General features: G+C 68.3%; 24 protein-coding genes and 3 pseudogenes. 8 read left to right on the top strand and 19 right to left on the bottom strand.

Annotation, left to right across the window (positions count from 1 at the left end; all coding sequences use genetic code 11):
• Window positions 1-24: 24 nt before the first annotated feature.
• A complete protein-coding gene (locus AWC14_RS16930) occupies window positions 25-702 on the bottom strand; it encodes a DUF4245 domain-containing protein (RefSeq protein ID WP_085241365.1) in 678 nt (225 codons plus the stop codon).
• A gap of 54 nt (window positions 703-756) precedes the next feature.
• On the opposite strand from AWC14_RS16930, the gene glpX reads away from it, so the two are divergent.
• Together glpX and AWC14_RS16920 are read left to right on the top strand one after the other, a co-directional pair.
• The gene (gene glpX, locus AWC14_RS16925; protein WP_057003533.1) at window positions 757-1,842 is read left to right on the top strand and encodes a class II fructose-bisphosphatase; all 1,086 of its coding nucleotides are present in this window, start codon (window positions 757-759) and stop codon (window positions 1,840-1,842) included.
• A gap of 18 nt (window positions 1,843-1,860) precedes the next feature.
• The gene (locus tag AWC14_RS16920) at window positions 1,861-3,252 is read left to right on the top strand and encodes a class II fumarate hydratase (RefSeq protein WP_045385785.1); all 1,392 of its coding nucleotides are present in this window, start codon (window positions 1,861-1,863) and stop codon (window positions 3,250-3,252) included.
• 6 nt (window positions 3,253-3,258) lie between these two features.
• On the opposite strand, the gene AWC14_RS16915 is transcribed toward AWC14_RS16920, so the two are convergent.
• The 3 genes from AWC14_RS16915 to AWC14_RS16905 all read right to left on the bottom strand — a co-directional run bounded on the left by AWC14_RS16915 (window position 3,259) and on the right by AWC14_RS16905 (window position 5,759).
• Window positions 3,259-3,846 (bottom strand): TetR/AcrR family transcriptional regulator, encoded by a 588-nt coding sequence (locus tag AWC14_RS16915; RefSeq protein ID WP_045385783.1) that lies wholly within the window; start codon window positions 3,844-3,846, stop codon window positions 3,259-3,261.
• Window positions 3,847-3,859: 13 nt separating this feature from the next.
• Window positions 3,860-4,816: an oxygenase MpaB family protein gene (locus AWC14_RS16910; RefSeq protein WP_057003532.1), complete on the bottom strand. Its 957-nt coding sequence runs from the start codon at window positions 4,814-4,816 to the stop codon at window positions 3,860-3,862.
• 61 nt (window positions 4,817-4,877) lie between these two features.
• The gene (locus tag AWC14_RS16905; protein ID WP_045377808.1) at window positions 4,878-5,759 is read right to left on the bottom strand and encodes a polysaccharide deacetylase family protein; all 882 of its coding nucleotides are present in this window, start codon (window positions 5,757-5,759) and stop codon (window positions 4,878-4,880) included.
• Window positions 5,760-5,791: 32 nt separating this feature from the next.
• On the opposite strand from AWC14_RS16905, the gene AWC14_RS16900 reads away from it, so the two are divergent.
• Window positions 5,792-6,178 carry a hypothetical protein gene (locus AWC14_RS16900; RefSeq protein WP_045377805.1) on the top strand — a complete coding sequence of 129 codons (387 nt, stop codon included), beginning with the start codon at window positions 5,792-5,794 and terminating at the stop codon, window positions 6,176-6,178.
• A gap of 43 nt (window positions 6,179-6,221) precedes the next feature.
• On the opposite strand, the gene phoH2 is transcribed toward AWC14_RS16900, so the two are convergent.
• The 5 genes from phoH2 to AWC14_RS16875 form a co-directional block, all read right to left on the bottom strand.
• Entirely contained in the window at window positions 6,222-7,529 is a 1,308-nt protein-coding gene (gene phoH2 / locus AWC14_RS16895) for an RNA 5'-3' helicase PhoH2 (RefSeq protein WP_045377802.1), read from the bottom strand.
• A 317-nt stretch (window positions 7,530-7,846) separates the two neighbouring features.
• Window positions 7,847-8,674, bottom strand: coding sequence for an acyl-ACP desaturase (locus AWC14_RS16890; protein WP_045377799.1), 828 nt, complete (start codon window positions 8,672-8,674; stop codon window positions 7,847-7,849).
• 57 nt (window positions 8,675-8,731) lie between these two features.
• Entirely contained in the window at window positions 8,732-9,271 is a 540-nt protein-coding gene (locus AWC14_RS16885; RefSeq protein ID WP_045377796.1) for a hypothetical protein, read from the bottom strand.
• Complete coding sequence (locus AWC14_RS16880) at window positions 9,268-10,695, bottom strand: glycine hydroxymethyltransferase (protein WP_045377793.1); 1,428 nt, start codon at window positions 10,693-10,695, stop codon at window positions 9,268-9,270. Before AWC14_RS16880 ends, AWC14_RS16885 begins: the two co-directional genes overlap by 4 nt.
• 5 nt (window positions 10,696-10,700) lie before the next feature.
• Window positions 10,701-11,912: a hypothetical protein gene (locus AWC14_RS16875; protein WP_045377790.1), complete on the bottom strand. Its 1,212-nt coding sequence runs from the start codon at window positions 11,910-11,912 to the stop codon at window positions 10,701-10,703.
• A gap of 43 nt (window positions 11,913-11,955) precedes the next feature.
• Here AWC14_RS16875 and coaA point away from each other — a divergent pair, with 43 nt between their 5' ends.
• Entirely contained in the window at window positions 11,956-12,894 is a 939-nt protein-coding gene (gene coaA, locus AWC14_RS16870) for a type I pantothenate kinase (RefSeq protein ID WP_045377787.1), read from the top strand.
• A 155-nt stretch (window positions 12,895-13,049) separates the two neighbouring features.
• Here coaA and AWC14_RS16865 read toward each other — a convergent pair whose 3' ends face one another.
• The 4 genes from AWC14_RS16865 to AWC14_RS16850 all read right to left on the bottom strand — a co-directional run bounded on the left by AWC14_RS16865 (window position 13,050) and on the right by AWC14_RS16850 (window position 16,254).
• Entirely contained in the window at window positions 13,050-13,469 is a 420-nt protein-coding gene (locus AWC14_RS16865; RefSeq protein ID WP_045377784.1) for a hypothetical protein, read from the bottom strand.
• 129 nt (window positions 13,470-13,598) lie between these two features.
• Window positions 13,599-14,948: a hypothetical protein gene (locus tag AWC14_RS16860; protein WP_045377781.1), complete on the bottom strand. Its 1,350-nt coding sequence runs from the start codon at window positions 14,946-14,948 to the stop codon at window positions 13,599-13,601.
• A gap of 34 nt (window positions 14,949-14,982) precedes the next feature.
• Window positions 14,983-15,375 carry a hypothetical protein gene (locus tag AWC14_RS16855; protein ID WP_045377778.1) on the bottom strand — a complete coding sequence of 131 codons (393 nt, stop codon included), beginning with the start codon at window positions 15,373-15,375 and terminating at the stop codon, window positions 14,983-14,985.
• 84 nt (window positions 15,376-15,459) lie between these two features.
• Window positions 15,460-16,254 carry a (2Z,6E)-farnesyl diphosphate synthase gene (locus AWC14_RS16850; RefSeq protein ID WP_045377775.1) on the bottom strand — a complete coding sequence of 265 codons (795 nt, stop codon included), beginning with the start codon at window positions 16,252-16,254 and terminating at the stop codon, window positions 15,460-15,462.
• A 28-nt stretch (window positions 16,255-16,282) separates the two neighbouring features.
• On the opposite strand from AWC14_RS16850, the gene trhA reads away from it, so the two are divergent.
• Window positions 16,283-17,056, top strand: coding sequence for a PAQR family membrane homeostasis protein TrhA (gene trhA, locus AWC14_RS16845; protein ID WP_428838977.1), 774 nt, complete (start codon window positions 16,283-16,285; stop codon window positions 17,054-17,056).
• A 3-nt stretch (window positions 17,057-17,059) separates the two neighbouring features.
• Here the strand turns inward: trhA and AWC14_RS16840 are convergent, their stop codons facing one another.
• From AWC14_RS16840 to mca, 4 genes and pseudogenes are all read right to left on the bottom strand, one after another.
• Window positions 17,060-17,431: a nuclear transport factor 2 family protein gene (locus AWC14_RS16840; protein WP_045377769.1), complete on the bottom strand. Its 372-nt coding sequence runs from the start codon at window positions 17,429-17,431 to the stop codon at window positions 17,060-17,062.
• Window positions 17,432-17,441: 10 nt separating this feature from the next.
• Window positions 17,442-19,446: pseudogene (locus tag AWC14_RS16835) on the bottom strand (thioredoxin domain-containing protein); the annotation flags it as partial.
• Window positions 19,429-19,680, bottom strand: a pseudogene (locus tag AWC14_RS16830) (hypothetical protein); the annotation flags it as partial. The pseudogenes AWC14_RS16835 and AWC14_RS16830, both read right to left, overlap by 18 nt.
• Entirely contained in the window at window positions 19,677-20,549 is an 873-nt protein-coding gene (mca, locus tag AWC14_RS16825; protein WP_045377763.1) for a mycothiol conjugate amidase Mca, read from the bottom strand. The gene mca and the pseudogene AWC14_RS16830, both read right to left, overlap by 4 nt.
• An 81-nt stretch (window positions 20,550-20,630) precedes the next feature.
• Between mca and AWC14_RS16820 the strand changes: the two genes are divergently transcribed.
• The 3 genes from AWC14_RS16820 (at window position 20,631) to AWC14_RS16810 (ending at window position 22,478) form a co-directional block, all read left to right on the top strand.
• Entirely contained in the window at window positions 20,631-21,047 is a 417-nt protein-coding gene (locus tag AWC14_RS16820) for a DUF4307 domain-containing protein (protein ID WP_045377760.1), read from the top strand.
• 210 nt (window positions 21,048-21,257) lie between these two features.
• Entirely contained in the window at window positions 21,258-21,752 is a 495-nt protein-coding gene (gene greA, locus AWC14_RS16815; protein ID WP_045377757.1) for a transcription elongation factor GreA, read from the top strand.
• A 42-nt stretch (window positions 21,753-21,794) separates the two neighbouring features.
• Window positions 21,795-22,478, top strand: a complete 684-nt coding sequence (locus AWC14_RS16810; protein WP_045377754.1) for a GOLPH3/VPS74 family protein — start codon at window positions 21,795-21,797, stop codon at window positions 22,476-22,478.
• 18 nt (window positions 22,479-22,496) lie between these two features.
• On the opposite strand, the gene AWC14_RS16805 is transcribed toward AWC14_RS16810, so the two are convergent.
• Entirely contained in the window at window positions 22,497-23,645 is a 1,149-nt protein-coding gene (locus tag AWC14_RS16805; protein ID WP_045377751.1) for a cystathionine gamma-synthase, read from the bottom strand.
• Window positions 23,646-24,275: pseudogene (locus AWC14_RS16800) on the bottom strand (RDD family protein); the annotation flags it as partial.
• Between the last annotated feature and the right edge of the window lie 125 nt (window positions 24,276-24,400).

Below are 24,400 nucleotides of genomic sequence, written 5' to 3'. Positions count from 1 at the left end.
GACAACCGCACCTGGCAACCCGAATCACCCCCGATCACCAAGTCGGCGGCTTGACATCTTCATTGAGAGTCCTTTCGCGGGCAATGGCGGTTGCGACTGGGTGGCTTCGGCCAGCGTACGGAATTCGGCGGCGCTGCCGGCGCCGGTGACCGCGATCTGGGCCGGGCCGGCTGCACTGTCGAGCCGAGTCGTCCACACCGGCTCGACGCCGTCACCTTCGTAGACGATCCAGCGGGTGGCGCCGACGTCGACGGTGCCGGTGGGATACATCGACGGGTGGATCGAGGCGACCAGCTTGGCTTCGTCGGCGTTGCTCTGGTTCAGGCTCAGGTACATGCCGGCCGGGCTGATGTAGCCCACGGTCGACACCGCGGCCCGTAGCCGCTGACCGGTCGACGGGTCGGTGCGGCCGTCGTCGATACCGTTGCGGGTGCCGGAATTGGCCTGCCAGCCGTCGGGCAGCCGGGGCAGCCGGACCGGGAAGCCCAGCGTCTGCGCGTCGGCCCGCAACGCGGCGGCCGCGTCGTAGGAGGGTACCGGTCCGCGGTTGCCCGCGCGGGGCGCGAAGGTGCACATCCCGACCAGGCCGGCCAGCACGATGCAGGCCACCACCAGCGGCACCAGCGACCAGAACATGTCGCGGCCGTCCTGCAGCAACCGGGGTTTGGCCGGCTTGGGCGTCGGCTGCGGCTGCGTCGTCACAGCACGAGTATCCCAGCTTTAGGCCGCCGACCTGCTTCTGGGACAATCGGCGCCATGACGCAAGCTCATCGCGCCGCTGCCTCCTCGCCCGACGCGGGCTCGTCGTCGCGAACGGCCTCCTCTCGTCGTGAAGCCCCGGACCGCAACTTGGCCTTGGAGCTGGTGCGGGTGACCGAGGCCGGCGCCATGGCCGCAGGCCGCTGGGTGGGCCGCGGCGACAAGGAGGGCGGCGACGGGGCCGCCGTCGACGCCATGCGCGAGCTGGTCAACTCGGTGTCGATGCGCGGCGTGGTCGTGATCGGCGAGGGCGAGAAGGACCACGCGCCGATGCTCTACAACGGCGAGGAGGTCGGCAACGGCGACGGCCCGGACTGCGACTTCGCCGTCGACCCGATCGACGGCACCACGCTGATGAGCAAAGGCATGCCCAACGCCATCTCGGTGCTGGCGGTCGCCGACCGCGGCGCGATGTTCGACCCGTCGGCGGTGTTCTACATGAACAAGATCGCCGTCGGCCCCGAAGCGGCGCACGTGCTGGACATCACCGCGCCGATCGCCGACAACATCCGCGCCGTCGCGAAGGCCAAGGATTTGTCGGTGCGCGACATGACGGTGTGCATCCTGGAGCGGCCGCGGCACGCACAGCTGATCGACGACGTCCGCGCCACCGGCGCCCGGATCCGGCTGATCACCGATGGCGACGTGGCCGGCGCGATCTCGGCGTGCCGGCCGAACTCGGGCACCGACATGCTGGCCGGTATCGGCGGCACGCCGGAGGGCATCATCGCCGCGGCGGCCATCCGATGCATGGGTGGCGCGATCCAGGCGCGGCTCGCCCCCAAGGATGATGCCGAGCGCCAGAAGGCTATTGACGCCGGGCACGACGTGGACCGGGTGCTGACCACCGAAGACCTGGTCTCCGGCGACAACGTGTTCTTCTGCGCCACCGGTGTCACCGACGGTGACTTGCTCAAGGGTGTGCGCTACTACCCCGGCGGGTGCACCACCCAGTCGATCGTGATGCGTTCGAAGTCGGGCACGGTGCGGATGATTGAGGCCTACCACCGGCTTTCGAAGCTCAACGAGTACTCTGCCATCGACTTCACCGGCGACTCCAACGCCCAATACCCGCTGCCGTAACCGACTGTAAGGACACGCATGGCCGACGAATACCGCATCGAACACGACACCATGGGCGAGGTCCGGGTGCCGGCGAAAGCGTTGTGGCGCGCCCAGACTCAGCGTGCGGTGGAGAACTTCCCGATCTCCGGGCGCGGACTCGAGCGCACCCAGATCCGGGCGCTGGGTCTGCTGAAAGGTGCCTGCGCACAAGTCAACAAGGACCTCGGGCTGTTGGCGCCGGAGAAGGCCGACGCGATCATTGCCGCCGCCAACGAGATCGCCGACGGCCAGCACGACGACCAGTTCCCCATCGACGTGTTCCAGACCGGGTCCGGCACCAGCTCCAACATGAACACCAACGAGGTGATCGCGAGCATCGCCGCGGCCAACGGTGTCACGGTGCACCCCAACGACGACGTCAACATGTCGCAGTCGTCCAACGACACCTTCCCGACCGCCACTCACATCGCGGCCACCGAAGCCGCTGTGCGCCACCTGATCCCGGCGCTGGAGGTGCTGCAGGAAGCCTTGGCGGCCAAGGCTCGCGAGTGGCGCACGGTGGTGAAGTCGGGCCGCACGCATCTGATGGACGCTGTTCCGGTGACGCTCGGACAGGAGTTCTCCGGCTACGCCCGCCAGATCGAAGCCGGCATCGAACGGGTGCAGGCCACGCTGCCGCGGCTCGGTGAGCTGGCGATCGGCGGCACTGCGGTAGGCACCGGGCTCAATGCGCCCGACGGCTTCGGCGCCAAGGTGGTCGAGGTGCTGGTGGACAAGACCGGCCTGACCGAATTGCGCACGGCCACCAACTCTTTCGAAGCCCAGGCCGCCCGCGACGGGCTGGTCGAGGCGTCCGGAGCGCTGCGCACCATCGCGGTGTCGCTGACCAAGATCGCCAACGACATCCGCTGGATGGGATCGGGCCCGCTGACCGGCCTGGCCGAGATCCAGCTGCCGGATCTGCAGCCGGGCAGCTCGATCATGCCGGGCAAGGTGAATCCGGTTATCCCGGAAGCGGTTACGCAGGTCGCGGCTCAGGTGATCGGCAACGACGCGGCGATCGCCTGGGGCGGCGCCAACGGCGCCTTCGAGCTCAACGTCTACATCCCGATGATGGCGCGCAACATGCTGGAGTCGTTCAAGCTGCTGACCAACGTGTCGCGGCTGTTTGCCGAGCGCTGCATCGCCGGGCTGGCCGCCAACGTCGAGCACCTTCGCGAGCTGGCCGAGTCGTCGCCGTCGATCGTGACGCCGCTGAACTCGGCGATCGGCTACGAGGAGGCCGCCGCGGTCGCCAAAGAAGCGCTCAAGGAGCGCAAGACGATTCGCCAGACGGTGATCGACCGCGGGCTGATCGGCGACAAGCTCTCCGAGGAGGAGCTCGACCGCCGCCTCGACGTGCTGGCGATGGCGAAGGTCAAGGAGTAGCCGGCGCTACCACACCAGCGGCGCCAGGTGCTTGCGCGCGTAATCCCGCACCGCGTCGTCGTCGCCGGCGTCGAGCACTTTGCTCGGCACCTGCGCCAGCGAGCCCGCCACCCGGATGTGTAATTCGGCGACGGCCAGTAATTCCTCGTCGGGCATCGTGGCGCCGGCGGCGCGCAACGCCCTGGCCATCGCCCGCGACGCGTGCTCCAGGAAGGCTTCGGCCTCCTCGTATGCGCCCGCCACCGACCACGCATCGCCATCCAGTCGCAGGAACTTCCGCATCACCGGCTCCGTCGTCAGCAGCCGCAAACCTTCGCAGAATGCCGCCACCGCAGCGTCTTTGGGGCCGGAATCCATTGCGACGGTACGCAGCCGGGCCATCGCGAACTCGAAGGTGCGTCGACCCAGCTCGGTGATCAGAGCATCCCGGCTCGGAAACCGGCGATACAGCGTGCTGCGACTGACACCGGCCTGGCGGGCGATGACATCCAGACTGGCGCGCCCCACACCGACCAGTGCGACTTCTTCGGCGGCCGCCTTGAGGATGGCGTCCTCCTGCGCGCTGGAGCTGGCGGTGGTCCGTTGGCGTGGCATCCGCACCAGTATGTCAACCGACCGGGCAGCCGGGTGCCGCGAACGAGTCCAGAGCCACCGATCGATGCAACCGGACCAGTTTTTCGTATTGCAGGCGGTTGTAGGCCAGGGGCACGAGCAGCAGCCGGTCCGGCAGCACCCGCCAGGCCAGCTGCACCAGCCGCGTGTAGACCCCGAACTCGACGTCATGCCAAGGCTGCCAACGAAATCCGGTCAGCTCCCGAACGCCCGGGTGCATGATCCCGAACGAGCACACCTTGACCACCCGCCCCGCCCCCGGTCGCACCGCTAACCACAGCGGGGTCAGCGCGCGCCGCAGTGGCGCCGGCAGCAGCAGGGTCGGCAGCGGCAGCCGGGTCAGATCGGCCGTCACCCGGCGGAGAAACGGGTTGGCCGCAAGCTCGGTTTCGACCATCCGGTCGTAGTATGCGACCGCTTCGGCGTAGCCGGCGGGCAACTTCGCCGACTTGCCGCTCAGCTCGATCGCGCGGAATGCCTCCACCAGTTGGCGGTAGGCCGCCTCCTGCTCGGCCGCGGTCAGCCTGATGCCGGTCGCGGGCGTAAACGAATGCAGCACAACGAAGATCCCGCTGATCGCGATCCAATTCCACAGCTGCGGGCTCAGCGCGCTGTAGCGGACGTCGGCGAATTCGCCCTTGCCCCGGCCGCGAACGTCACGGTGCAACCGCTTGAGCCGCGCTCCTTCGGCCGCGCGGTCGTCGGCGTCTCCCCAAATCGCCAGCAGCGCAGAGAATCCGCTGCGCACCCCTCGGTCGGCGAAGTTGCGTTCAAAACGGCCGGTCTTGTCGACGGCGGCGGCCACCGGGACCAGCGCCACCTCGTCGAATGCGGCGGCCCCGAACAGTCCGCCGAACACGCTGCCGGAATGCTTGCGGAATTCCGCCATCACCCGCGGCCGCACGGGCGCGACGGGGCCGGGACGGACCGGTTGATCGGCGGCTGCGGTCATAGCCGACTCCCCTCGAGCTGTTGACACAAAGAATAGAGATTTGTGTCAACGTGTCAATAGCTCAGGCCCCGTTATTGGGGCCGCCGGAGTTGGCGCCGGGGATATCGGTGATCGGGAAGTTGGGCATGGGCTTGGGCGACGGTGTGTTGGGCAGCGCCGGGATCTCGCCGGGCGGGATGTCGCGCAGGTCGTTTGCGGGCGGGCCGTTCTCGCGGCCGCCGTAGCTGCTGCCTGGCGCCCGCGGCCCGAGCAACTGGCTGACCGTCACCAGGTGGTAGCCGTTGGCCTTCAGTACCGGGATGAACTGGTAGACCAGGTCGACGGTCGAGGAGTAGGTGTCATGGAACAGCACCACCGAGCCGGGCTTGATCTGGCTCATCAACACCGCTCGGGTGGCGGCGGTGTTGGAGTCGTTGATCCAGTCGTAAGGGATGACGTCCCAAAGGATTTCGGCCTGGCCGAGCCGAGCGGCGGCCTGGTGTACCGCCGCGTTGGACAGCCCGCCGGCCGGCCGGTACAGCGTAGGCGTGCGGCCGGTGGCGGCGACGATCGCGTCGTTGGCCTTGGACAGCTGGCCGGGAATGTCTTCGGGCGGGATCGTCGTCATGTTGGGGTGTTCCCATGTGTGGCTGCCTATCTCCATGCCGGCCTCGGCGATGCGCTTGGCGCCGGCGGGGTTGGCGGCCACCTTGTTGCCGATCAGAAAGAACGTGGCCTTGGCATCGTTGTCGGCCAGGATGCGCAGCAACCGGTCGGTGAACGGCCCGGGCCCGTCGTCGAACGTCAGCGCCACGCACTTGACCTGCGCACAGTCCACGTCGTCGGCGTCGGCGCGCCGCACGTGTCCGGTCAGAGCCCCGATGGCCAGCACCGCGGCGGCCACCACGACGCCGAGAACGGTACGCCAGTACCGCCAGGCTTGGCTGTCGCAGAGTCTCGCCACCCTGGCAGCCTATCCAGCGGATAGTAAGAGTGATGATCGCCCAGGACCGTTTCTTCCCCTACCGCTACGCGCCGCGGCTGGCGCCGCTATGGCTGCCGATCCGTCGCTGGCCGGGACGCCAGGGCGTCACCCTCAACGCGGACGGGCGCTTCGTCGCCCGGTACGGGCCGCTGCGGGTCGACGTGCCGCTGAGCCAGATAAGCGACGCCCATGTCACGGGTCCATACCGGTGGTGGACGGCGCTGGGGCCGCGGCTGTCGTTCGCCGACGACGGGCTCACGTTCGGGACCAACGCCGACGCCGGCGTCTGCATCCACTTCGAGCCGCCGGTCCGCCGGGTGATCGGGCTGCGGGACCATTCGGCGCTGACCGTCACCGTCGCCGACACCGCCGGCTTGGCGTTTGCGCTCGGGGCATAGCGGCGACCCGCTGCGCCCGGCTTCGCCGCGCTTGCGATCGCCGCTAGGGCAACGGGCCCCGGCTGATCTCCTCGAGCATCTCGGTGACCAGCGCCGCGATCGGCGAGCGCTCGCTGCGCAACAGCGTGATGTGCGCGAACAGCGGGTGCCCCTTGAGCTTCTCGATCACGGCCACCACCCCGTCGTGACGGCCCACCCGCAGGTTGTCGCGCTGAGCGACGTCGTGCGTCAACACCACTCGCGATCCCGTGCCCAGCCGCGACAGCACGGTCAGCAGCACGTTGCGCTCCAGCGACTGGGCCTCGTCGACGATCACGAACGAGTCGTGCAGTGAGCGGCCGCGGATGTGCGTCAGCGGCAGCACCTCGAGCATGCCGCGGGACAGCACCTCGTCGAGCACCGCCGGGCTGGCCAGGCCCTCGAGGGTGTCGAACACCGCCTGCGCCCAGGGGCCCATCTTGTCGCTCTCACTGCCGGGCAGATAGCCCAGCTCCTGGCCGCCGACCGCATACAGCGGGCGGAACACGACCACCTTGCGGTGGGTTCGTCGCTCCAGCACCGCTTCCAGGCCCGCGCACAATGCCAGCGCCGACTTGCCGGTGCCGGCCTTGCCGCCCAGCGACACGATGCCCACCGACTCGTCGAGTAGCAGATCCAGCGCCACCCGCTGCTCGGCGGAGCGCCCGCGCAGCCCGAACACTTCGCGGTCCCCGCGCACCAGCTGCACACGCTTGTGGGCGTTGACCCGTCCCAGCGCATGCGAGCTACCGCCCAGCAGCCGAATTCCGGTGTGGCAGGGCAGGTCTCGTGCCGCAGCCAGGTCTATTTCGCCGTCGGCGAACAATACGTCGATGTCGTCGGCCGAGGCTTCGACCTCGGCCATCCCGGTCCATCCGGAGGTGACGACGTCCTGGGCGTGGTATTCGTCGGCCGACAGGCCGACCGCGCCGGCCTTGACCCGCAGCGGAATGTCCTTGGACACCAATGTGACTCGCTTGCCCTCGGCGGCGAGGTTGGCGGCACAGCACAGAATCCGTGAGTCGTTGCTGTCGGTGCGGAAGCCCGCCGGCAGCACCGCAGGGTCGCTGTGGTTGAGTTCGACATGCAGCGTACCGCCTTGTGTCCCAACGGGAATGGGCTGATCGAGCCGTCCGTGCTCCAGCCGAAGGTCGTCGAACAAGCGCAGCGCCTGACGGGCGAACCAGCCCAGTTCGTGGTGATAGCGCTTGGCCTCCAGTTCGCTGATCACGACCAGCGGCACCACCACGTCGTGCTCGGCGAACCGGGTGCACGCCCACGGGTCGGACAACAGCACCGAGGTGTCCAGCACATACGTCCGGGTATCAGTCACGGAGCGCTCCTAGGCTAGTGGCCCGCTCCTCAGCAGCCCGTTTCACGGGCTGCATCGTCGACGGACCGGACTCCGCGCGGCCCCGCGCAGAGCGTATCGGCGGGGCGGCGGCACCAGGACCGGGGCCGGTCCTGTTGTGGTCGTGACAAGAGGTGCCGTCTGGACAGCAGAGCACGTCGCTAGCCATCGAATGCGACGCTACTCGCATCAGAGCAGGCCCGCCGTGCAGGCGCGCCGCGTCTGGACGGCGAGCGTGCATGGATGCACGTCGAAACCGCCCAAAACGCGTGCAACTACGCACGCTCGCGGTGGAAAGGTCAGCCGGCGACGAACTGCCGCAGTTCGGGCTGGTCGGCCAAGCCCCACGCGGTGATGCGGTCCGAGATCACCTGGCGCAACTGGGGTTCGCCGAAAATTCCCGCCTCGGCCATCTTCTGCACCTTGTCTTGGTAGGCGTCGATGTCGCCGCCGACGACGCCGAGCTCCGCGGCCCGCGCCGCGATCGCCGCGATCGTCTCGTCGCAGCTGTACTCCAGGCAGTGCGCGACGAGCTTGGCGAAGAAGTCTTCATGGCGCTCTTCGTCTTTGGCGATCCGGGTGATCAGCCCGGCCAGCACGGGCTCTTCGATCTGGGCCGCCAGGTTGCGGCAGAACACCGCATGGGCGCGCTCGAAGAATGCCATGAACACCAGCGTTTCGACCTGGCTGTAGCGGTCGGCCCGGTAGCCCTTCATCACGTGGTCGACCCGGACCTGCTCGTTGGCGGTCGGGTCGATTTCACGGGTCACCACGAGGTATTCGCGCAGCGCGATGGCGTGCAGGTGCTCCTCGGCGGTCCACCGGCCCAGCCAGCGGCCCCACCAGTCTTCGAGGATGAAGTGCTCGACGAGCTCACGGTGGTAGCCGGCCAGGTTGTCCTTGGTGATCAGCAGGATCTCGCAGGCGTCGGTGATCACTCGCGGCAGCGTCGCCTGGGACGGGTCCCAATCGCGGCCGCCGAGGAAGGCGAAGTTCTCGCCCTGCTCGAACGGCACATAGTCGTGCGCGAACCACAGATCCTCGGTGTTGAGGTGGTGGTCCATCAGCTGCTCCACCACCGGCTCGAGTTCAAGCGTCAGTGCATTAGCAACGGGTTTCACGGCCATGAAAGTAAATGTAACCCGGGTTCACAGGTTTCGTGAAACTCCCTGGTCGCGTGGCGGTCAGAACACCCAGCTGCCGGATGGCTGCAGGACGAATCCCTTGCCGCGGGAGGGATCGATACAGGCGAGCAACTGGTTCGCGCCGACCGCGCAGGTGGCGTCGCCGGTTTCGATCTTCTGCCCGGCGTTCATGACGGCGGCGCCGCGAAACGGCGGGCATGCGCCGCCATGCCTGTCGAGAACGAAGTCGGACGAGACTGGCCGCGGCCACACCCGGGCGCATCCCGGAGCCCCGCTGTCGGGAACCGAATCCGGGATGCCGGGAATGTCCCCCATGCACGTGATGCCCGGCCAACCCATCGGGCTTTCCATGGCCTTGGGGAAATAGGTCCAGCTGCAAACCACGCCGTCGGAGGTGGAAAACCACACCCCCACGTCGTTGTCGTTGTTGTCCAGGTAGCGACTGGCGCCCAGGTAGCCCTGCGGATCCACCGGAGCGAAAGCGCTCAGATCGGGAAATCCCGGCGGTGCTGCGGCGGCGGCCGGCGACGGCGCCAACATCGCGACGGCGACGCAGGCGACGAACCGGGCCGACTTCACACCGTCAAGCCCGGGTAGAGCGGGTTGGCGTCCAGCAGCTCGGCCGACGCGGCGCGCACCCGTTCGGCGGTGCCGTCGGCCAGCGTGTACTTGGCTTTCGACGTGCCCTCGGCCGTGGTGTTCTTCAGGACGTCGACCACCAGCTCGGCGACCCGGTCGAAGTCGGCAGCGCCGAAGCCGCGACTGGTCAGCGCCGGCGTGCCGAGCCGGATGCCGCTGGTGTACCAGGCGCCGTTGGGATCGACGGGAATCGAGTTGCGGTTGGTGACGACGCCGGAGTCCAGCAGCGCCGATTCGGCCTGGCGGCCGGTCAGCCCGAACGACGTGACGTCGAGCAGCACGATGTGGTTGTCCGTGCCGCCGGTCACCAGCCGCGCTCCGCGCTTGAGGAACCCCTCGGCCAGTGCGTGCGCGTTGTCGGCGACCTGCTGGGCGTAGGTCTGGAACGTCGGCTGGCGGGCCTCGGCCAGCGCGACGGCCTTGGCGGCCATGACGTGGGCCAGCGGCCCGCCCAGCACCATCGGGCAGCCCTTGTCGACGGCGTCGGCGTACTCCGGCTGGGCCAGGATCAGCCCGCCGCGGGGGCCGCGCAACGACTTGTGCGTCGTCGTGGTGGTGACGTGCGCGTGCGGCACCGGGTCCTCGTCGCCGGTGAACACCTTGCCCGCGACAAGCCCGGCGAAGTGCGCCATGTCGACCATCAGGGTGGCGCCCACCTCGTCGGCGATCTCGCGCATGGTGGCGAAGTTGATCCGCCGCGGATAGGCCGAGTAGCCCGCGACCAGGATCAACGGCTTGAACTCCCGCGCCGCCGCCGCGACCTTGTCATAGTCCAGCAACTCGGTTTGCGGGTCGGTGCCGTAGCTGCGCTGGTGGAACATCTTGCCCGAGATGTTGGGCCGGAAACCGTGGGTGAGGTGCCCGCCGGCATCCAGCGACATGCCCAGCAGCCGCTGGTTGCCCAGCTTGTGGCGCAGCGCTTCCCAGTCCTGTTCGGACAGGTTGTTGACGTGCTTGACGCCGGCCTCGGCCAGGCCCGGCGCCTCGACCCGGGTGGCCAGAATGGCCCAGTACGCAACGAGGTTGGCGTCGATGCCCGAGTGCGGCTGCACGTAGGCGTAGGGCGCGCCGAACAGCTCGCGGGCGTGCTCGGCGGCCACGCTCTCGACAGTGTCGACGTTTTGGCAGCCCGCATAGAAGCGGTGCCCGATGGTGCCCTCGGCGTACTTGTCCGACAGCCAACTGCCCATCGTCAGCAGCACCGCGGGCGAAGCGTAGTTCTCGCTGGCGATCAGCTTGAGCGAATCACGTTGGTCGGCAAGCTCTTTGCGGGTCGCGGCGGCGATGCGGGGTTCGACGGATTCGACGACCTGCAACGCGGCGCGGTAAGCGGCGCTCGCGGTGTCGGCGTATTCGGCAGGCATGGCTCTCAGCCTATGCGAAGCGCCGACGGGATCAGCGGCTCGTCCAGCAGGCGGCCGAACCGCTCGGTGAGGCTGACCCCGGCGGGCCGGTTGTCCAGCCAGCGCCGCAGCAGCCGGTATCCCTCGACGTAGGTGCTGGTGTAGGCGCGCCACAGCGGCGAGGACAAAAACCGCAGCATCTGGCGGGCGCGCTCGTCGGTGACCAGCAGCCAGCGGCGCAGGAAATCCGTCACCTCGTCGGCGTCGCGGTGCTCGTCGTGCAGCATCAGCGCGGCGTCCTGGCGAACACCGGCGAGCGCGGCCGTCGCCTCCGAGATCGCCTCGGCCCGCTCGCCGTCGAAACGCAGCCCCAAGTCGGCGTAGATGTCGGCAGCCCAACGTCCCCAGCCCGGGCCGACGGCGACGTGCAGCGCCAAATCGGCCAGGCCCTCGGCGATCAGGCACTGCGGGGTGTTGACCAGGAAGATGGTCTGCTCGGCCTGGCCGTGGCGTTTGACCAGGCCCGCCTCCTTGCGGCAGTGCTCGGTGTGGTGGCCGGGATAGGACTCGTGGGCGACCAGCCGCGGCAGGTTGGACATCAGCTGCTTGAGGTCGGCGTTGACGGCCACCGTCGAGCGGTAGTTGCCCAGGTAGTAGTTGAATCCCGACCACGGCTTGTCGGTGACCACCTGGTATTCGATGGTTTCGGTGTCCGGCAGCGGGTATTCGGCGCGCACCCGGTCGCGCAGCGCGCTGGAGAACGCCTCGATGCACTCGGCCAGCCGTTGCGGCGGTATCTCCTCGGCGGCGCGGTAGGCGATCATCCGCTCGGCCAGCGGGCCGGTTCCGCCGAGTAGTTCGTCGAGGCGGCTGTGCGCTTGGCGGTAGGTGTCGGCGTCGCCTTTGGCGATGTCGACGTCGAAATAGTCGCGCACCTCTTCGACGAAGCCGATGTCGTCGCCTGCGAACTTGCGCCCGGCGCACGCCAGCGCCCGCAGGTGAGCGCGCAGGTAGTCGGCGCGGGTGTCGTCGAATCCGTTGCGGCGCGGCACGTCCGGCAGTGCGGCGATCAGCCCGTCGGCCGCTCGGACCAGCGTGGCCGGCTCGGGCGCCGGCTCGTCGGCGACCAGCCGGCGCAGCGCGGGGTCACCGGTGTAGGCGTCGACGTAGCCGGACTCGATCCGGTCGAAGCGCAAACCCAGCAGCAGGTACTCGCGGATCAGGCTGTCGGGCTCCATACCGGTTAACGCTATCCATTCCGCCCCTGCAAGACTGAGGGCCATGCCGCGGCTGAGCGAGCCGAGCCCCTACGTGGAGTTCGACCGAAGTCAGTGGCGCGCGCTGCGCATGTCGACGCCGCTGCCGCTGACCGAAGACGAAGTCGTTGCCCTGCGTGGTCTCGGTGAGCAGGTCGACCTGCTCGAGGTCGAAGAGGTGTACCTGCCGCTGGCCCGTCTGCTGCACCTGCAGGTCGCGGCCCGCCAGCGGCTGTTCGCGGCCACCGCGGAGTTCCTAGGCGAGCCGCAGCAGAACCCGGACCGGCCGGTGCCGTTCATCATCGGGGTGGCCGGCAGTGTGGCGGTGGGCAAGTCGACCACCGCCCGTCTGCTGCAGGCGCTACTGGCCCGCTGGGATCACCATCCGCGTGTCGACCTGGTCACCACCGACGGCTTCCTGTACCCGAACTCCGAACTCGAGCGGCGAAACCTCATGCACCGCAAGGGTTTTCCGGAAAGTTACGACCGGCGGGCGTTGATGCGGTTCGTCACCTCGGTGAAGTCGGGGGCGCGGTACGCGTGCGCGCCGGTGTACTCGCACTTGCACTACGACATCGTGCCGGGCGCCAAACACGTGGTGCGCCACCCCGACATCCTGATCCTCGAGGGCCTCAACGTGCTGCAGACCGGGCCGACGCTGATGGTGTCGGACCTGTTCGACTTCTCGCTGTACGTGGACGCGCGGATCGAGGACATCGAACAGTGGTATGTGTCAAGGTTTTTGGCGATGCGCTCGACGGCGTTCGCCAATCCGGCCTCGCACTTCCACCACTACGCAGGGCTGAACGATTCCCAAGCCGTCGCCGCCGCCCGCGACATCTGGCGTTCGATCAACCGGCCCAACCTCGTCGAGAACATCCTGCCCACCCGGCCACGGGCCACCCTGGTGCTGCGCAAAGACGCCGACCACTCCATCAACCGGCTGCGGCTGCGCAAGCTGTAACTTCTGCGTCGACTGTGGGCTTAAGACACGCCCACTCGCGGTTCTGCGTGCCAAAAGTCCACGCTCGAGCGATGGATATCGCGCAATGAGCCGGTGCGGGGACCCCCACCGCAAACCTCGAAACGGTGGCAGCGCCCCGCACCAGCGGAAGGGAGTCACGCCGGCAGTCGGCGCACTCCGAGGTATTGCAGGTAACCGAACAGTGCGGTGTACACGCCGCTGGCCAATGTTGCGACCACACCGGTGGCCGTCAGCGGCAACACCCCGGCGGCGACGACGGCGACCGCCCCCACGGTGCACACGACATTGGCGATCACGACGCCGATCCCGGCGCGGCGAAGATCGGGCGCCGCGGCGATGCTGAACACGCCCAGCCCGTACAACACGCACAGGGCCCCGGCGATGTATTCCTGAATCGAACTCAAGCCTGTCAGCGACGAGATCGGGTCGGCGAGCACGGCGACGGCCAGGCCCGCGAGCCCGGTCAGCGTGGCGTCGGCGCGCATCGCGAAGCGCAGCAGCGAGTCGGTCGAGTCGGCGAACGGGCGGGTGGCCAATCCGGCAGTAGCGGTCATGTCAAAACTCCTTGGGTGACGTGCTCGAACATGTTTGAGCGTGCCGCTCTGGGACTGCCAGATCGACGCATGGCACTGCCAACTAATGCCATGCGCAGGTCAACACGGTTTTGCCGGACAGATATTTCCTTAGCTGGAAACGGCTACCCGGCCACGCAGATCGGCGGCGATCAACCGGGCGGCGGCGTTCTGCCAGTTGTGCAGCGAGCGCTGCGGCACCTCGGTGACGAACCACTGCCACGCCTGCCGGGCGATCGGGTCCAGGCCGGCGGCCGTGGCGTTCTGCGCGTAGGCGCGCACGCCCACGACGTACGGGAAGTACAGCGAGTTGTAATAGCGCCATTGTTCGGTGGTGCCGAAGTCGCCGCCGTCGCGCGGCTTGAGCGCCGCGATGCGATCGGCCAGTAACGCCTTGAGTTCGATGGCCCGCTCCAGCGGCTGGTCGGGCGCGCCGCGGGCGGCCAGCCGCTCGTCGATTTCGGGCAGCGCGGTCAGGGGGCTGGCGACCAGCTTCGACAGGTCGCCGTAGTGGCCGAGCGCGCGGCGAGTGAGCCGGGCGAAGGTGTCGTCGTCGACGTCGTCGAGCGGGTCGGCCGAGCGCAGCGGCAGCGCGGATTCGGTGCGCCGCAGCGTCGCCCGGTCGGCGCGCAGCGTCGGAGACCGCCAGAACGCCATCCGGTCCAGCATGCCCGCCATCGGGTCGGCGAGCACCTGCACGTCGATCGCGATGGCCAGGCTGGTGAACAGCAGCACCATCAGTGCGGTCTGCTGGCCGGTCAACGCGATGCCGATCAGCACCTGACCGCCGAACAGCACGGCCACCGTGACGCTGCCCCAAAAAGAACGCAGCATGTCGGCGCGCAGCGCCTGGCCCTCGTCGAAGGCATCCCACAGCGCCACCGCAACACCGAGCGCGAGCACGTCACATCCCGTCGACGCCAGCGCCAGCCAGCTGGGGACCAGACCCAGCGGAATGACCAAGATCGCATTGCTCAGCGAGAAGAACAACGTCGCCACGACGACGAGGCCGACCACCGGGATCGGCTGGGCGGGCCGTGCCAGGGCCTTGGCCATTGCGCCGAGGGTGGAAAGCGATATCACCGCGAACATCACCCAATGGCCGAGCCGCAACGGCCCGTCGACACTGCCGGCCATCGCCGCGCCGACCAGGGTCAACGCCGCGACGCCACCGATCAGCAGCAGCTCACCGGTGCGGGCCCGCCAGCTGTCGCAGGGCCGGGCCAGCTCGACAAGGACCGCGAACCATGCCACACCGGGCACGGCCGCCAGGTATATCTCGACCTGGTTGAGCAGCCCGACGTGCGCGACCAGCCGCACCGCGTCCAGCGCAACCACGGCCGCGAAGCCGCACAGCCCGGTCGCCGCCAACACGAGCACCGGCTTGCGCGGGTCACGCGCCAACAGATATGCGCCCAGCCACCAGCTCAGTGCGAACACCGCCGCCGACAGCGCAGCCATGGCTCCAGTGTGACACGGCCCACCCGCGCGTCAGTCAGCGCAAAGTATCCAGCTGCCAGCCGCCGAGCACGAGTGCGATGACGCCGGCGGAGGCGAGCGCCCAATTACCCGGCGCGCTGAGCGGCAACCAGCCATACATCGCCGTAACCCACACGATTGGGGCGAAGATCAGGTTGAACATCCCGAAACCCCATACCAGGCGACGCGGCGTCGGGCGCAGCCGGTTCAGACCGAACAGCAGGCCGAGACCACCGACGAGAAACGTCAGCCCTCCGGCGAGGAGCACTGAGCGCGGCACATGCCACCACTCGCCGAACGGCCCAGAGAATGCGGCGACGATCGCGCCCGCGAGGCTCCAGAAGACCAGGTCGGCAAGGATCGCTCGCCAGCGCTGACTGTAACGACGTGAAACCAATTCGCTTGTCATGTGCCGATGGTGCGGCCAGCGCAGTGCCAACTGAAGGCACTGCACTGCCAAACGCTGCCAGTTCTAGCGCGAGGACCCGTCCGGCTACATCCCGAAACGGCGGTGACGCAAGCTGTAATCGCGCAGCGCGCGCAGGAAGTCGACCCGCCGGAACGCCGGCCAGTGCGCCTCGGTGAACCACATCTCCGAATAGGCGCTCTGCCACAACAGAAAGCCGGACAGCCGCTGCTCCCCCGACGTCCGGATGACCAGGTCGGGGTCGGGTTGCCCTGAGGTGTACAGGTTTTCGGAGATGGCGTCGACGGTGACGGCGTCGACCAGTTCCTCGGCGCTCGCGCCGTTGGCGAGTTCCTTGTTGAGCAGGGCGCGCACGGCGTCGACGATCTCCTGACGGCCGCCGTAGGCGACGGCGACGTTGACGTGGAAGCCGGAACTCGGAGTGCCCGCCGTGCTTTCTACGGCCTCGCGCAGCCGCCGGGCCGGTTCCTCGCCGATAAGCTCCAAGTCCCCGACCGTGCGCACGCTCCAGCGGTTGACCGGCGCGCAGATTTCTTCGACGACGTCGGTGATGATTTCGATCAGCGCGGCCAGTTCGTCGGGGTCGCGTTGCAGGTTTTCGGTGGACAACAAATACACCGTCGCCATTTCGATGCCGGCTTCCTGACACCATCGCAGCATCTCGGCGATCTTGGCCGCACCCATCCGGTAGCCATAGCTGACGTCGTCGTAGCCGGCGTCGCGCGCCCAGCGCCGGTTGCCGTCGCACAGCACCGCGATGTGGCGCGGCAGCGCGGATTTGGAGGCCGCCAGACCCTGCCGTAACCGCATCTCATAGATGCGATACAGCGGTTCCTTGAGGCGCGGGGGGATAATCTCCACGGGAATCCAGACTACTGTGAAAGGCACGATCAACGGCGATCCCGACACAAGTCAGGGAGGGAAATTGAGCCAGACGAACGCTGAGTCGCACCAGTCCGGACCGATCAGCGTTGTCGAGGACGTCGTCGAGGGCGCTACCGAAATCCTTACCAAGCCGCGGATGCGCGGCTGGATCCACTTCTACTCGGCGTGGCTGGCGATCATCTGCGGCGCGACCCTGGTGTCCGTGTCGTGGGCGGTGGCCTCACCGCAGGCCGGCCTGGCGACGTTCATCTACGCCGCGGCCACCGTGGCGATGTTCGCCGTCAGCGCCACCTATCACCGGGTGGAGTGGAAATCGGTCACGGCGCGGATGCGCATGAAGCGGCTCGACCATTCGATGATCTTCATCTTCATCGCGGGCAGCTACACGCCGTTCGCGCGGCTGGCCATGCCGCGCGACACCGGGACACTGGTGCTGTGCATCGTGTGGGGCGGGGCGGCGGCCGGGATCCTGCTGAAGGTGCTGTGGCCGACGGCGCCCCGCTGGGTGGGCGTGCCGCTGTATCTGCTGCTGGGCTGGGTGGCGGTGTGGTACGCGCCGACGATCATCCACACCGCCGGCGTGGCGGCGATGGTGCTGCTGGCCGTCGGCGGCGTGCTGTACAGCATCGGCGGACTGCTCTACGGCCTGCGCTGGCCGGACCCGTGGCCGAAAACCTTTGGCTACCACGAGTTTTTCCACGCCTGCACAGCGGTCGCGGCAATCCTGCATTACATCGCGATGTGGCTGGCCGTCTTTTATGTCGGCCACCCGGCGTAGCTGCTAAAGCTGTCGGACGTTCTCCGCCGACCAGTAGGCCTTCATCGCGGCGACCTTGCCCTCGTCGTCGAACGCCATCACGTCGATGGGCTCGATCACCATCCCGCCGTCGCCGGCCTTGACCGTGAGCCGGAACTGGAACGCGGCTTCGTTGCCGGCGACCCGCAAAGTGACCAATTCGCATTCGCGCTCGGCGTTTTCGATCGCGGAGTAGAAGCCGCGGATCGCCTGCCGGCCGATGTGCACCTCGCCGCCGACCGGATCCTCGACGGTGGCGTCCTCGGCGTAGAGCTCCGCGATGTCGTCGGCGCCCCCCTTGGCAACCAGGCTGATGTAGCGGTTGACGGTGTCGGCGATGTGTTCAGCACTCGGCATGTGACGCAGGCTACCGCGACAGGGCCGCGGCCAGATCGTCGGTGGCGGTGACCGGCAGATCGCAGACCCGGCCGCGGCACACGTAGGCGGCGTCGGCGCCGTCGACCCGGTCGCGGTCGAGGAGTAACTCGGACGAGCCCGCCGCGCCGCCGACCACAATGGCCCCACCCGGGGCGAGTTTGCGCGCGGCGGCCAGCAGCGCCGATCCCGGCCCAGCGCAGGCCACCGCGACCTGCAGCGGACCGCGCACCGCCGCCTCGGCGACCGCCAGCCAATGCCCGGCCGAGCGCGGCGCGCGGGCGAGCAGCACAGAGTGCGCCAGCAGCGCGTCGGCGCCCGCCGCCCAATACCTTGCGGCGCGCTCGCCGCCGACCAGATGCGCGGCAGTCAGCAGCGCCTCGGTGATCGAGGAGGCTCCCGACGGCGTCGCGCCGTCCAACGGGTCGGCGGGCCGAAACATCAACTGTTCGGCGTCGTCCGCGGCATCGAACCACCGGCCCGGCCGATCCGGATCGGCGAAGTGCGCCAACGCGATGTCGAGCAGCGCGGTGGCCGTCGACAGCCAGGTGTCCTCGCCGGTCAACTGGTAGAGGCTCAGCAGACCCGTGGCCAGCATCCCGTGGTCTTCCAGGATCGCCGCGCTGTCGCCGACCCGTCCGCCCAGGCTGGCCCGGCGCAGTCGGCCGTCGACCAGGTGCAGGTCCACCAGCGCCGTCGCGCATCGCCTCGCGGCGGCCAGCAGTTCCGGATCGCCAAGGGCCACACTGGCTTCCGCCAACGCGGTGATTGCCAGGCCGTTCCAGGCGGTGACCACCTTGTCGTCGCGGTCGGGCTGCGGCCGGGTCAGCCGGGCGGCCAGCAGCACGGTGCGGACGCGCTCCAGACGGTCGGCATCGTCGGGGTCGGACGGCAACTGCAGCACCGACGTGCCGTGCTCGAATGTGCCGGTGTCGGTGACGCCGAAAACCGAAGCGGCCCAATGCCCGTCGTCTGACCCGAGGACTTCGGTCAGTTGCGCCGGCGTCCACACGTAGGTGGAGCCTTCGGCGCCCGCGGCGTCGGCGTCCAGCGACGAGGTGAACATGTCGCCGTCGCCCAGATCATGCAGCAGGAACTTGGCGGTCTGACGGGCCACCCGGCGGGCCAGTGGGTTCCCGGTGCGGCGGGCCCAGTGGGCATAGACGCGCAGCAACAGCGCGTTGTCGTACAGCATCTTCTCGAAATGCGGTACCACCCAAGCATTGTCGACGCTGTAGCGGGCGAATCCGCCAGCCAACTGGTCGTAGATTCCGCCGCGGGCCATCGCGGCGCAGGTGCGCTCCACCGCCTGCAGCGCCGGCTGGGATCCGGTGCGCTCGTAGTGCCGCAGCAGCGCTTCGAGCAGCGCCGACGGCGGGAACTTCGGCGCGCCGCCGAACCCGCCGTCCTCGGTGTCCTCGTCTTCCAACACCAGCGCCACCCCGTGATCGCACAACGCCGGCTCGATCTCCGGGCCACCGCCCGGCAGCCCGGACGCCATGTTTTGCAGCTCGGCGGCGATGTGGTCGGATACCTGCTCCACCTCGTCGCGCCGGGTCCGCCAGGTGTTGACGACGGCCGAAAGCACTTCCAGGAACACAGGTTTCGGGTAGTAGGTGCCGCAGAAGAACGGCCGGCCGTCCGGCGTCAAAAAGCAGGTCATCGGCCAGCCGCCGTGCCCGGTGAGCGCAACGGTGGCGTTCATGTAGACGGCGTCGATGTCGGGCCGTTCCTCGCGGTCGACCTTGACGCAGACGAACCCGTCGTTCATTGCGGCGGCCACCTGCTCGTCCTCGAACGACTCGTGCGCCATCACGTGGCACCAATGGCAAGCGGCGTAGCCGACCGACAGCAGGATCGGTACGTCGCGCTCGGCGGCCTCGGCCAGCGCCTGCGGCGTCCACTCCTGCCAGTGCACCGGGTTCTCGGCGTGCTGGCGCAGGTACGGGCTGGCCGCTTCGGCCAGCGTGTTAGCCCTCGGGCTCACGCGGTGATCCGTCGGGTTCGGTGTCCACCGTGCCCTCGTCGGCCGCCTGATCCGGCTCGGGGTGCTGCGGGTCGAACGACTCGGGCACCTTCTTCAGCTGCCGGTTCATCGACCGCACCAGCAAGAACGTCCCGATCAGCAGGAGCACGATCACCAGAAGGCCGAACGGGCTGGCCTTGCCGAAGTCGGGCCCGGTGTTGCGGGGTGCGTCGTCGGCCAGCAGTGTGAGCAGAAGCTGGTTCATTGGTCGGCCTCGATTCCGGCGAACAGATCGGTCTCGGGAAGGCGCACCGGCACCCGCGAACGGGCCAGCTCGAATTCCTCGGTGGGCCAAAGCCTTTGCTGCCATTCGATCGGCGCGGCGAAAAAGTCGCCCTTCGGGTCGATCTGGGTGGCGTGCGCGCGCAGCGCGTCGTCGCGCTGGCTGAAATACGCCGAGCACTCCACGCGGGTGGTCACCCGGTCGGCGAACACGTCGTGCTTGGGGTCCCAGTGCGCCAGCCACTTTTCAAACGGGCCCTGCTGGCCGTGTTTGGCGAACTCGTCCTGCAGTAGCTGCATCCGCTGCCGCAGGAAGCCGTGGTTGTAGTAGAGCTTAGCGACCGTCCACGGCTCGCCGGCATCCGGATACATCCGATAGTCCCCGGCTGCTTCGTAGGCGGCCACCGACACCTGGTGGCAGCGAATGTGGTCGGGGTGCGGGTAGCCGCCATGCTCGTCGTAGGTCGTCATGACGTGCGGGCGAAACTCGCGCACCACCCGCACCAGCGCCTCGGTGGCGACCTCCAGCGGCACCAGCGCGAAGCAGCCCTGCGGCAGCGGTGGCGGCGGGTCGCCCTTGGGCAGCCCGGAGTCGACGAAGCCAAGCCAGGTGTGTTCGACGGCGAGGATCTCGGCGGCCTTGGCCATCTCGTCGCGGCGGATCTCGGCGATGCGGCCGTGCACATCGGGCAGGTCCATGGCGGGGTTGAGGATCTCGCCGCGCTCGCCGCCGGTGAGCGTCACGACGAGCACGCGGTGGCCCTCGTCGGCGTAGCGGGCAAGGGTGGCGGCGCCCTTACTGGACTCGTCGTCCGGGTGGGCGTGCACCGCCATCAACCGCAGTTCGCTCACGTGCCCCCTGTCTTGCCCGCCGTTTGGGCCTTTAACCTAATAGTTCCATCCTGGCGGCCTGAATCCGAAACCGGCGAACCAATGAGCGACACCCCCCGTTATGGCCGTCCGCGGCTTTCTCGCACGGCGCGGCGCGGCGTCGTCGTCGCGCTGGCGCTGCTGGTCGTGGCCGTCGGCGTTGTCATCGCAGTCGTCGGCTACCAGCGGCTGGGCCGCAGCGACGTGGAAGGCGCGCTGGCCGGCTACCGGCTGATCGACGACGAGACGGTGTCGGTAACGATCAGCGTGACGCGATCCGACCCGTCGCGCCCGGTGGACTGCATCGTGCGGGTCCGCGCCAAAGACGGCAGCGAGACCGGGCGCCGTGAGGTGCTGATCCCCCCGTCGCAGGCGGCCACGGTGCAGGTGACGACGACCGTCAAATCCAGCAAGCCACCGGTAATGGGCGACGTGTACGGCTGCGGCACTGATGTGCCCGGCTACCTGCGCGCTTCCTGACCGCACAGCGGTGCGGACGAACGCCGAACTGCGAAAACACGGTGGTCGCACTGCCGCGCAGTGGTACGATATGTGCATGCACGGTTCCGGCTGGGGCCGTGTATTGCTGCATTAGCGGGTATACGCGTTGTCACGCGATGGAACACACCCCGCAGCCACAGCCATAGCCACGCGGATACGCGGGACCGATTACATGAGGAGCGCGACGAGATGACGGACACTCAGGTGACCTGGTTGACCCAGGAGTCACATGACCGACTCAAGGCCGAGCTCGACCAGTTGATCGCAAACCGTCCGATCATCGCCGCGGAAATCAACGACCGCCGCGAGGAGGGCGACCTGCGCGAAAACGGCGGGTACCACGCCGCGCGTGAGGAGCAGGGCCAGCAGGAGGCCCGGATCCGCCAACTCCAGGACCTGCTGAACAACGCCAAGGTCGGTGAAGCGCCGACGCAGTCCGGGGTTGCGCTGCCCGGTTCGGTGGTGACCGTCTACTACGGCGATGACAAGTCGGACACCGAGACGTTCTTGATCGCCACCCGCGGGGAGGGCATCAACGACGGCGACCTGGAGGTGTACTCGCCGAACTCGCCGCTCGGCGGCGCGCTGATCGACGCCAAGGTGGGCGAATCGCGCACCTACACCGTGCCCAACGGCAACACCGTCAAAGTGACGCTGGTCAGCGCGGAGCCGTACCACTCATAGCTACGGCAGGGGTCGGGGAATAGGGCGGGACTGCGTCCGCTCATGGCACGCATTGCCGAAGATCTTCTTCTGCTGCTGCTCGACAACGCGTCGGCGCGGCCGGGGTTGGAACGCGGCTGCCGCGAGCGTGTACTGACCGCGGCGGCGCTGCTCGATTTGGCGCATGCGTGCCGGATTCGTCCGGCGGTCGACAGCGAGCCGGTGGAGGCCGGGCGGCTGGTGGTGCTCAGCGGCCCCAACCCGGCCGACCCGGTGCTGGAACCCGCGCTGCAGCTGCTGCTGCGAAGGCCGATGAGCCCGGCCGCCGCGATCGCCAGGCTGCGGCGCGAGACTCCCGCGGCGGTGCTCACCCAGCTGGAACGCCTGGACCAGATACGACAGGTTCGCTTGCAGGGCAACGGATTAAAGCGTACATATGCTTGGCCGTTGGTCGACCGTACGCGGGTGTCGAATGCTCGCGCGGCCCTGATGAACGCGCTGTTCGAGGAGCACAACCCGGACTCGACGACGGCGACCATCATCTCGTTGCTGCACATGGTCGACGGGCTGGGCGCGGTGTTCAGCCTGAGCGACCGGGGATGGGAGTGGGTGCGCAGCCGGGCCGCCGACATCGCCAGCGGCAGTTGGGTAAGCGAGTCCGAACCCGACCTGCCCGAAGTCAACCTGGCGGTGACGACGGCAGCGATTCGTCCCGCGTTGGTGACGAGCAGACGTAAAAGCTCCTGAAAGCCAAGGGTTTTCGCGCTACTCGGCCAGCGCCTGCTCGAGGTCGGCCAGCAGATCCTCGACGTCCTCGATGCCCACCGACAGGCGCACCAGGTCGTCGGGAACCTCCAACTGCGAACCGGCCGTCGAGGCGTGGGTCATGGCGCCCGGATGCTCGATCAGCGACTCGACCCCGCCCAGCGACTCGGCCAGAATGAACACTTCGGTTCGCGCGCACAGGCTTTCGGCCGCGGCTCGCCCGCCGCGCATCCGCACCGACACCATGCCGCCGAAACCGCGCATCTGCCGGGCTGCGACGTCGTGGCCGGGATGCTCCGGCAGGCCCGGATACAGCACGGTGGACACGCCCGGATGCCCGGCGAGGAATCCCGCGACCGCGGCGGCGTTCTCGCTGTGCCGCTGCATGCGCAACACCAGCGTCTTGAGGCCCCGGATCGTCAGGTAGGCGTCGAACGGCCCCGGCACCGCGCCGGCGCCGTTCTGCAGGAAGCCGAACGCGGCGTCCAGCTCCTCGTCGTCGGTGACCAGCGCCCCGCCCACCACGTCGGAATGCCCGCCGATGTACTTGGTGGTCGAGTGCAGCACCACATCGGCGCCCAGCGTCAACGGCTGCTGCAGCGCCGGCGACGCAAAGGTGTTGTCCACCAAGATCTTTACCTCGCCCGCCAGCTCGGCGATCGCGGCGATGTCGGCGATCGACAGCAGCGGATTGGTCGGCGTTTCCACCCAGATCAGCCGGGTGCGTGGGGTGATCGCGGCGCGCACCGCATCGAGATCCGACAGCGCGACCGGCGTGTACTCGACGCCCCAGCCGGTGAACACCTTATCGATCAACCGGAACGTGCCGCCGTAGGCGTCGTCGGGAATCACCACATGCTCGCCGGGGCGCAGCATCGCCCGCAACGCGCAGTCGGTGGCCGCCATGCCCGAGCTGAACGCGCGGCCGAACCTGCCCTCTTCCATGGCGGCCAGCGACGCCTCCAACGCGGCCCGCGTCGGGTTGCCTGACCGCGAGTACTCGAACCCCGCGCGCAACTTGCCGACGCCGTCCTGCGCGAACGTGCTGGCCGTGTAGATCGGCGGGTTGACCGCCCCGGTGGCCGGGTCGGTGTGGAAGCCGGCGTGAATCGCGGTGGTGGCCGGCCCGGGGGTGCGCTTGTCGGCCATCTACGCCGGGCTGCCTTCAGGGCCTTCGACGGGCAGGCAAACCGTCGACATGATCTTGTCTGCCAGTGTCTGCCGCTTGGCGTCCCACAGCGGAAACAGGTACCCGATGTAGAAGATGATCGTGTCGACGAGGTGGGCGAGTTGGCGCACCACCGACGCGCCGAAACCGATGGGCTGGCCGGTCTCCTCGCTGACCACTTTGAACTTCAGCACCGATTTACCGATGCTCGATCCGGTAGTGCCCTGACGGTAGCCGTAGTTCCAGACCAGATAAGCCAGGCCCAGCAGCACCGCCAGCCAGAACACGGTCAGCCCGGTCGACGAGTAGCCGACCGCGCAGACCTCGTCGATGTCGTAGCGGGTGACGTCGGCCAGGCACTCCTCCTCCTGGGTGCTCATCAGGATCACCCAGCCGATGCCCACGATGATCGCGTAGGGGATGTAGTCGATGAGAAACGCCAGCACCCTGGTGAACCACGAGGTGTAGGCCTGCGTCGGCAGAGCGCGGATGGCGGGCCCGGGCGGCGGCGGCGCATATCCACCGGACGACGGGGGCGGCGGCGGGTAACCACCCGGTGGTGGCGGCGGTGGGGGCGGTTGATCGGTCATCGACGCCTCTCCCTTACGGGGGGTTAGCTGGACGGGGCGGGACCAGGCTACCCGAGAGCCACCTGCGAACCAGCCGACGCGACGCGCCGCAGAAAAGCGTCGTTACGTTGGGTTGTGATGCTGTAACGTGCCCGCCATGACCATCG

The sequence above is a fragment of the Mycobacterium kyorinense genome, assembly GCF_002101735.1.
GTDB lineage: Bacteria > Actinomycetota > Actinomycetes > Mycobacteriales > Mycobacteriaceae > Mycobacterium > Mycobacterium kyorinense.
The sequence above is the reverse complement of the archived record's forward strand: the minus strand, read 5'-3'. Positions and strand labels throughout refer to the sequence as shown.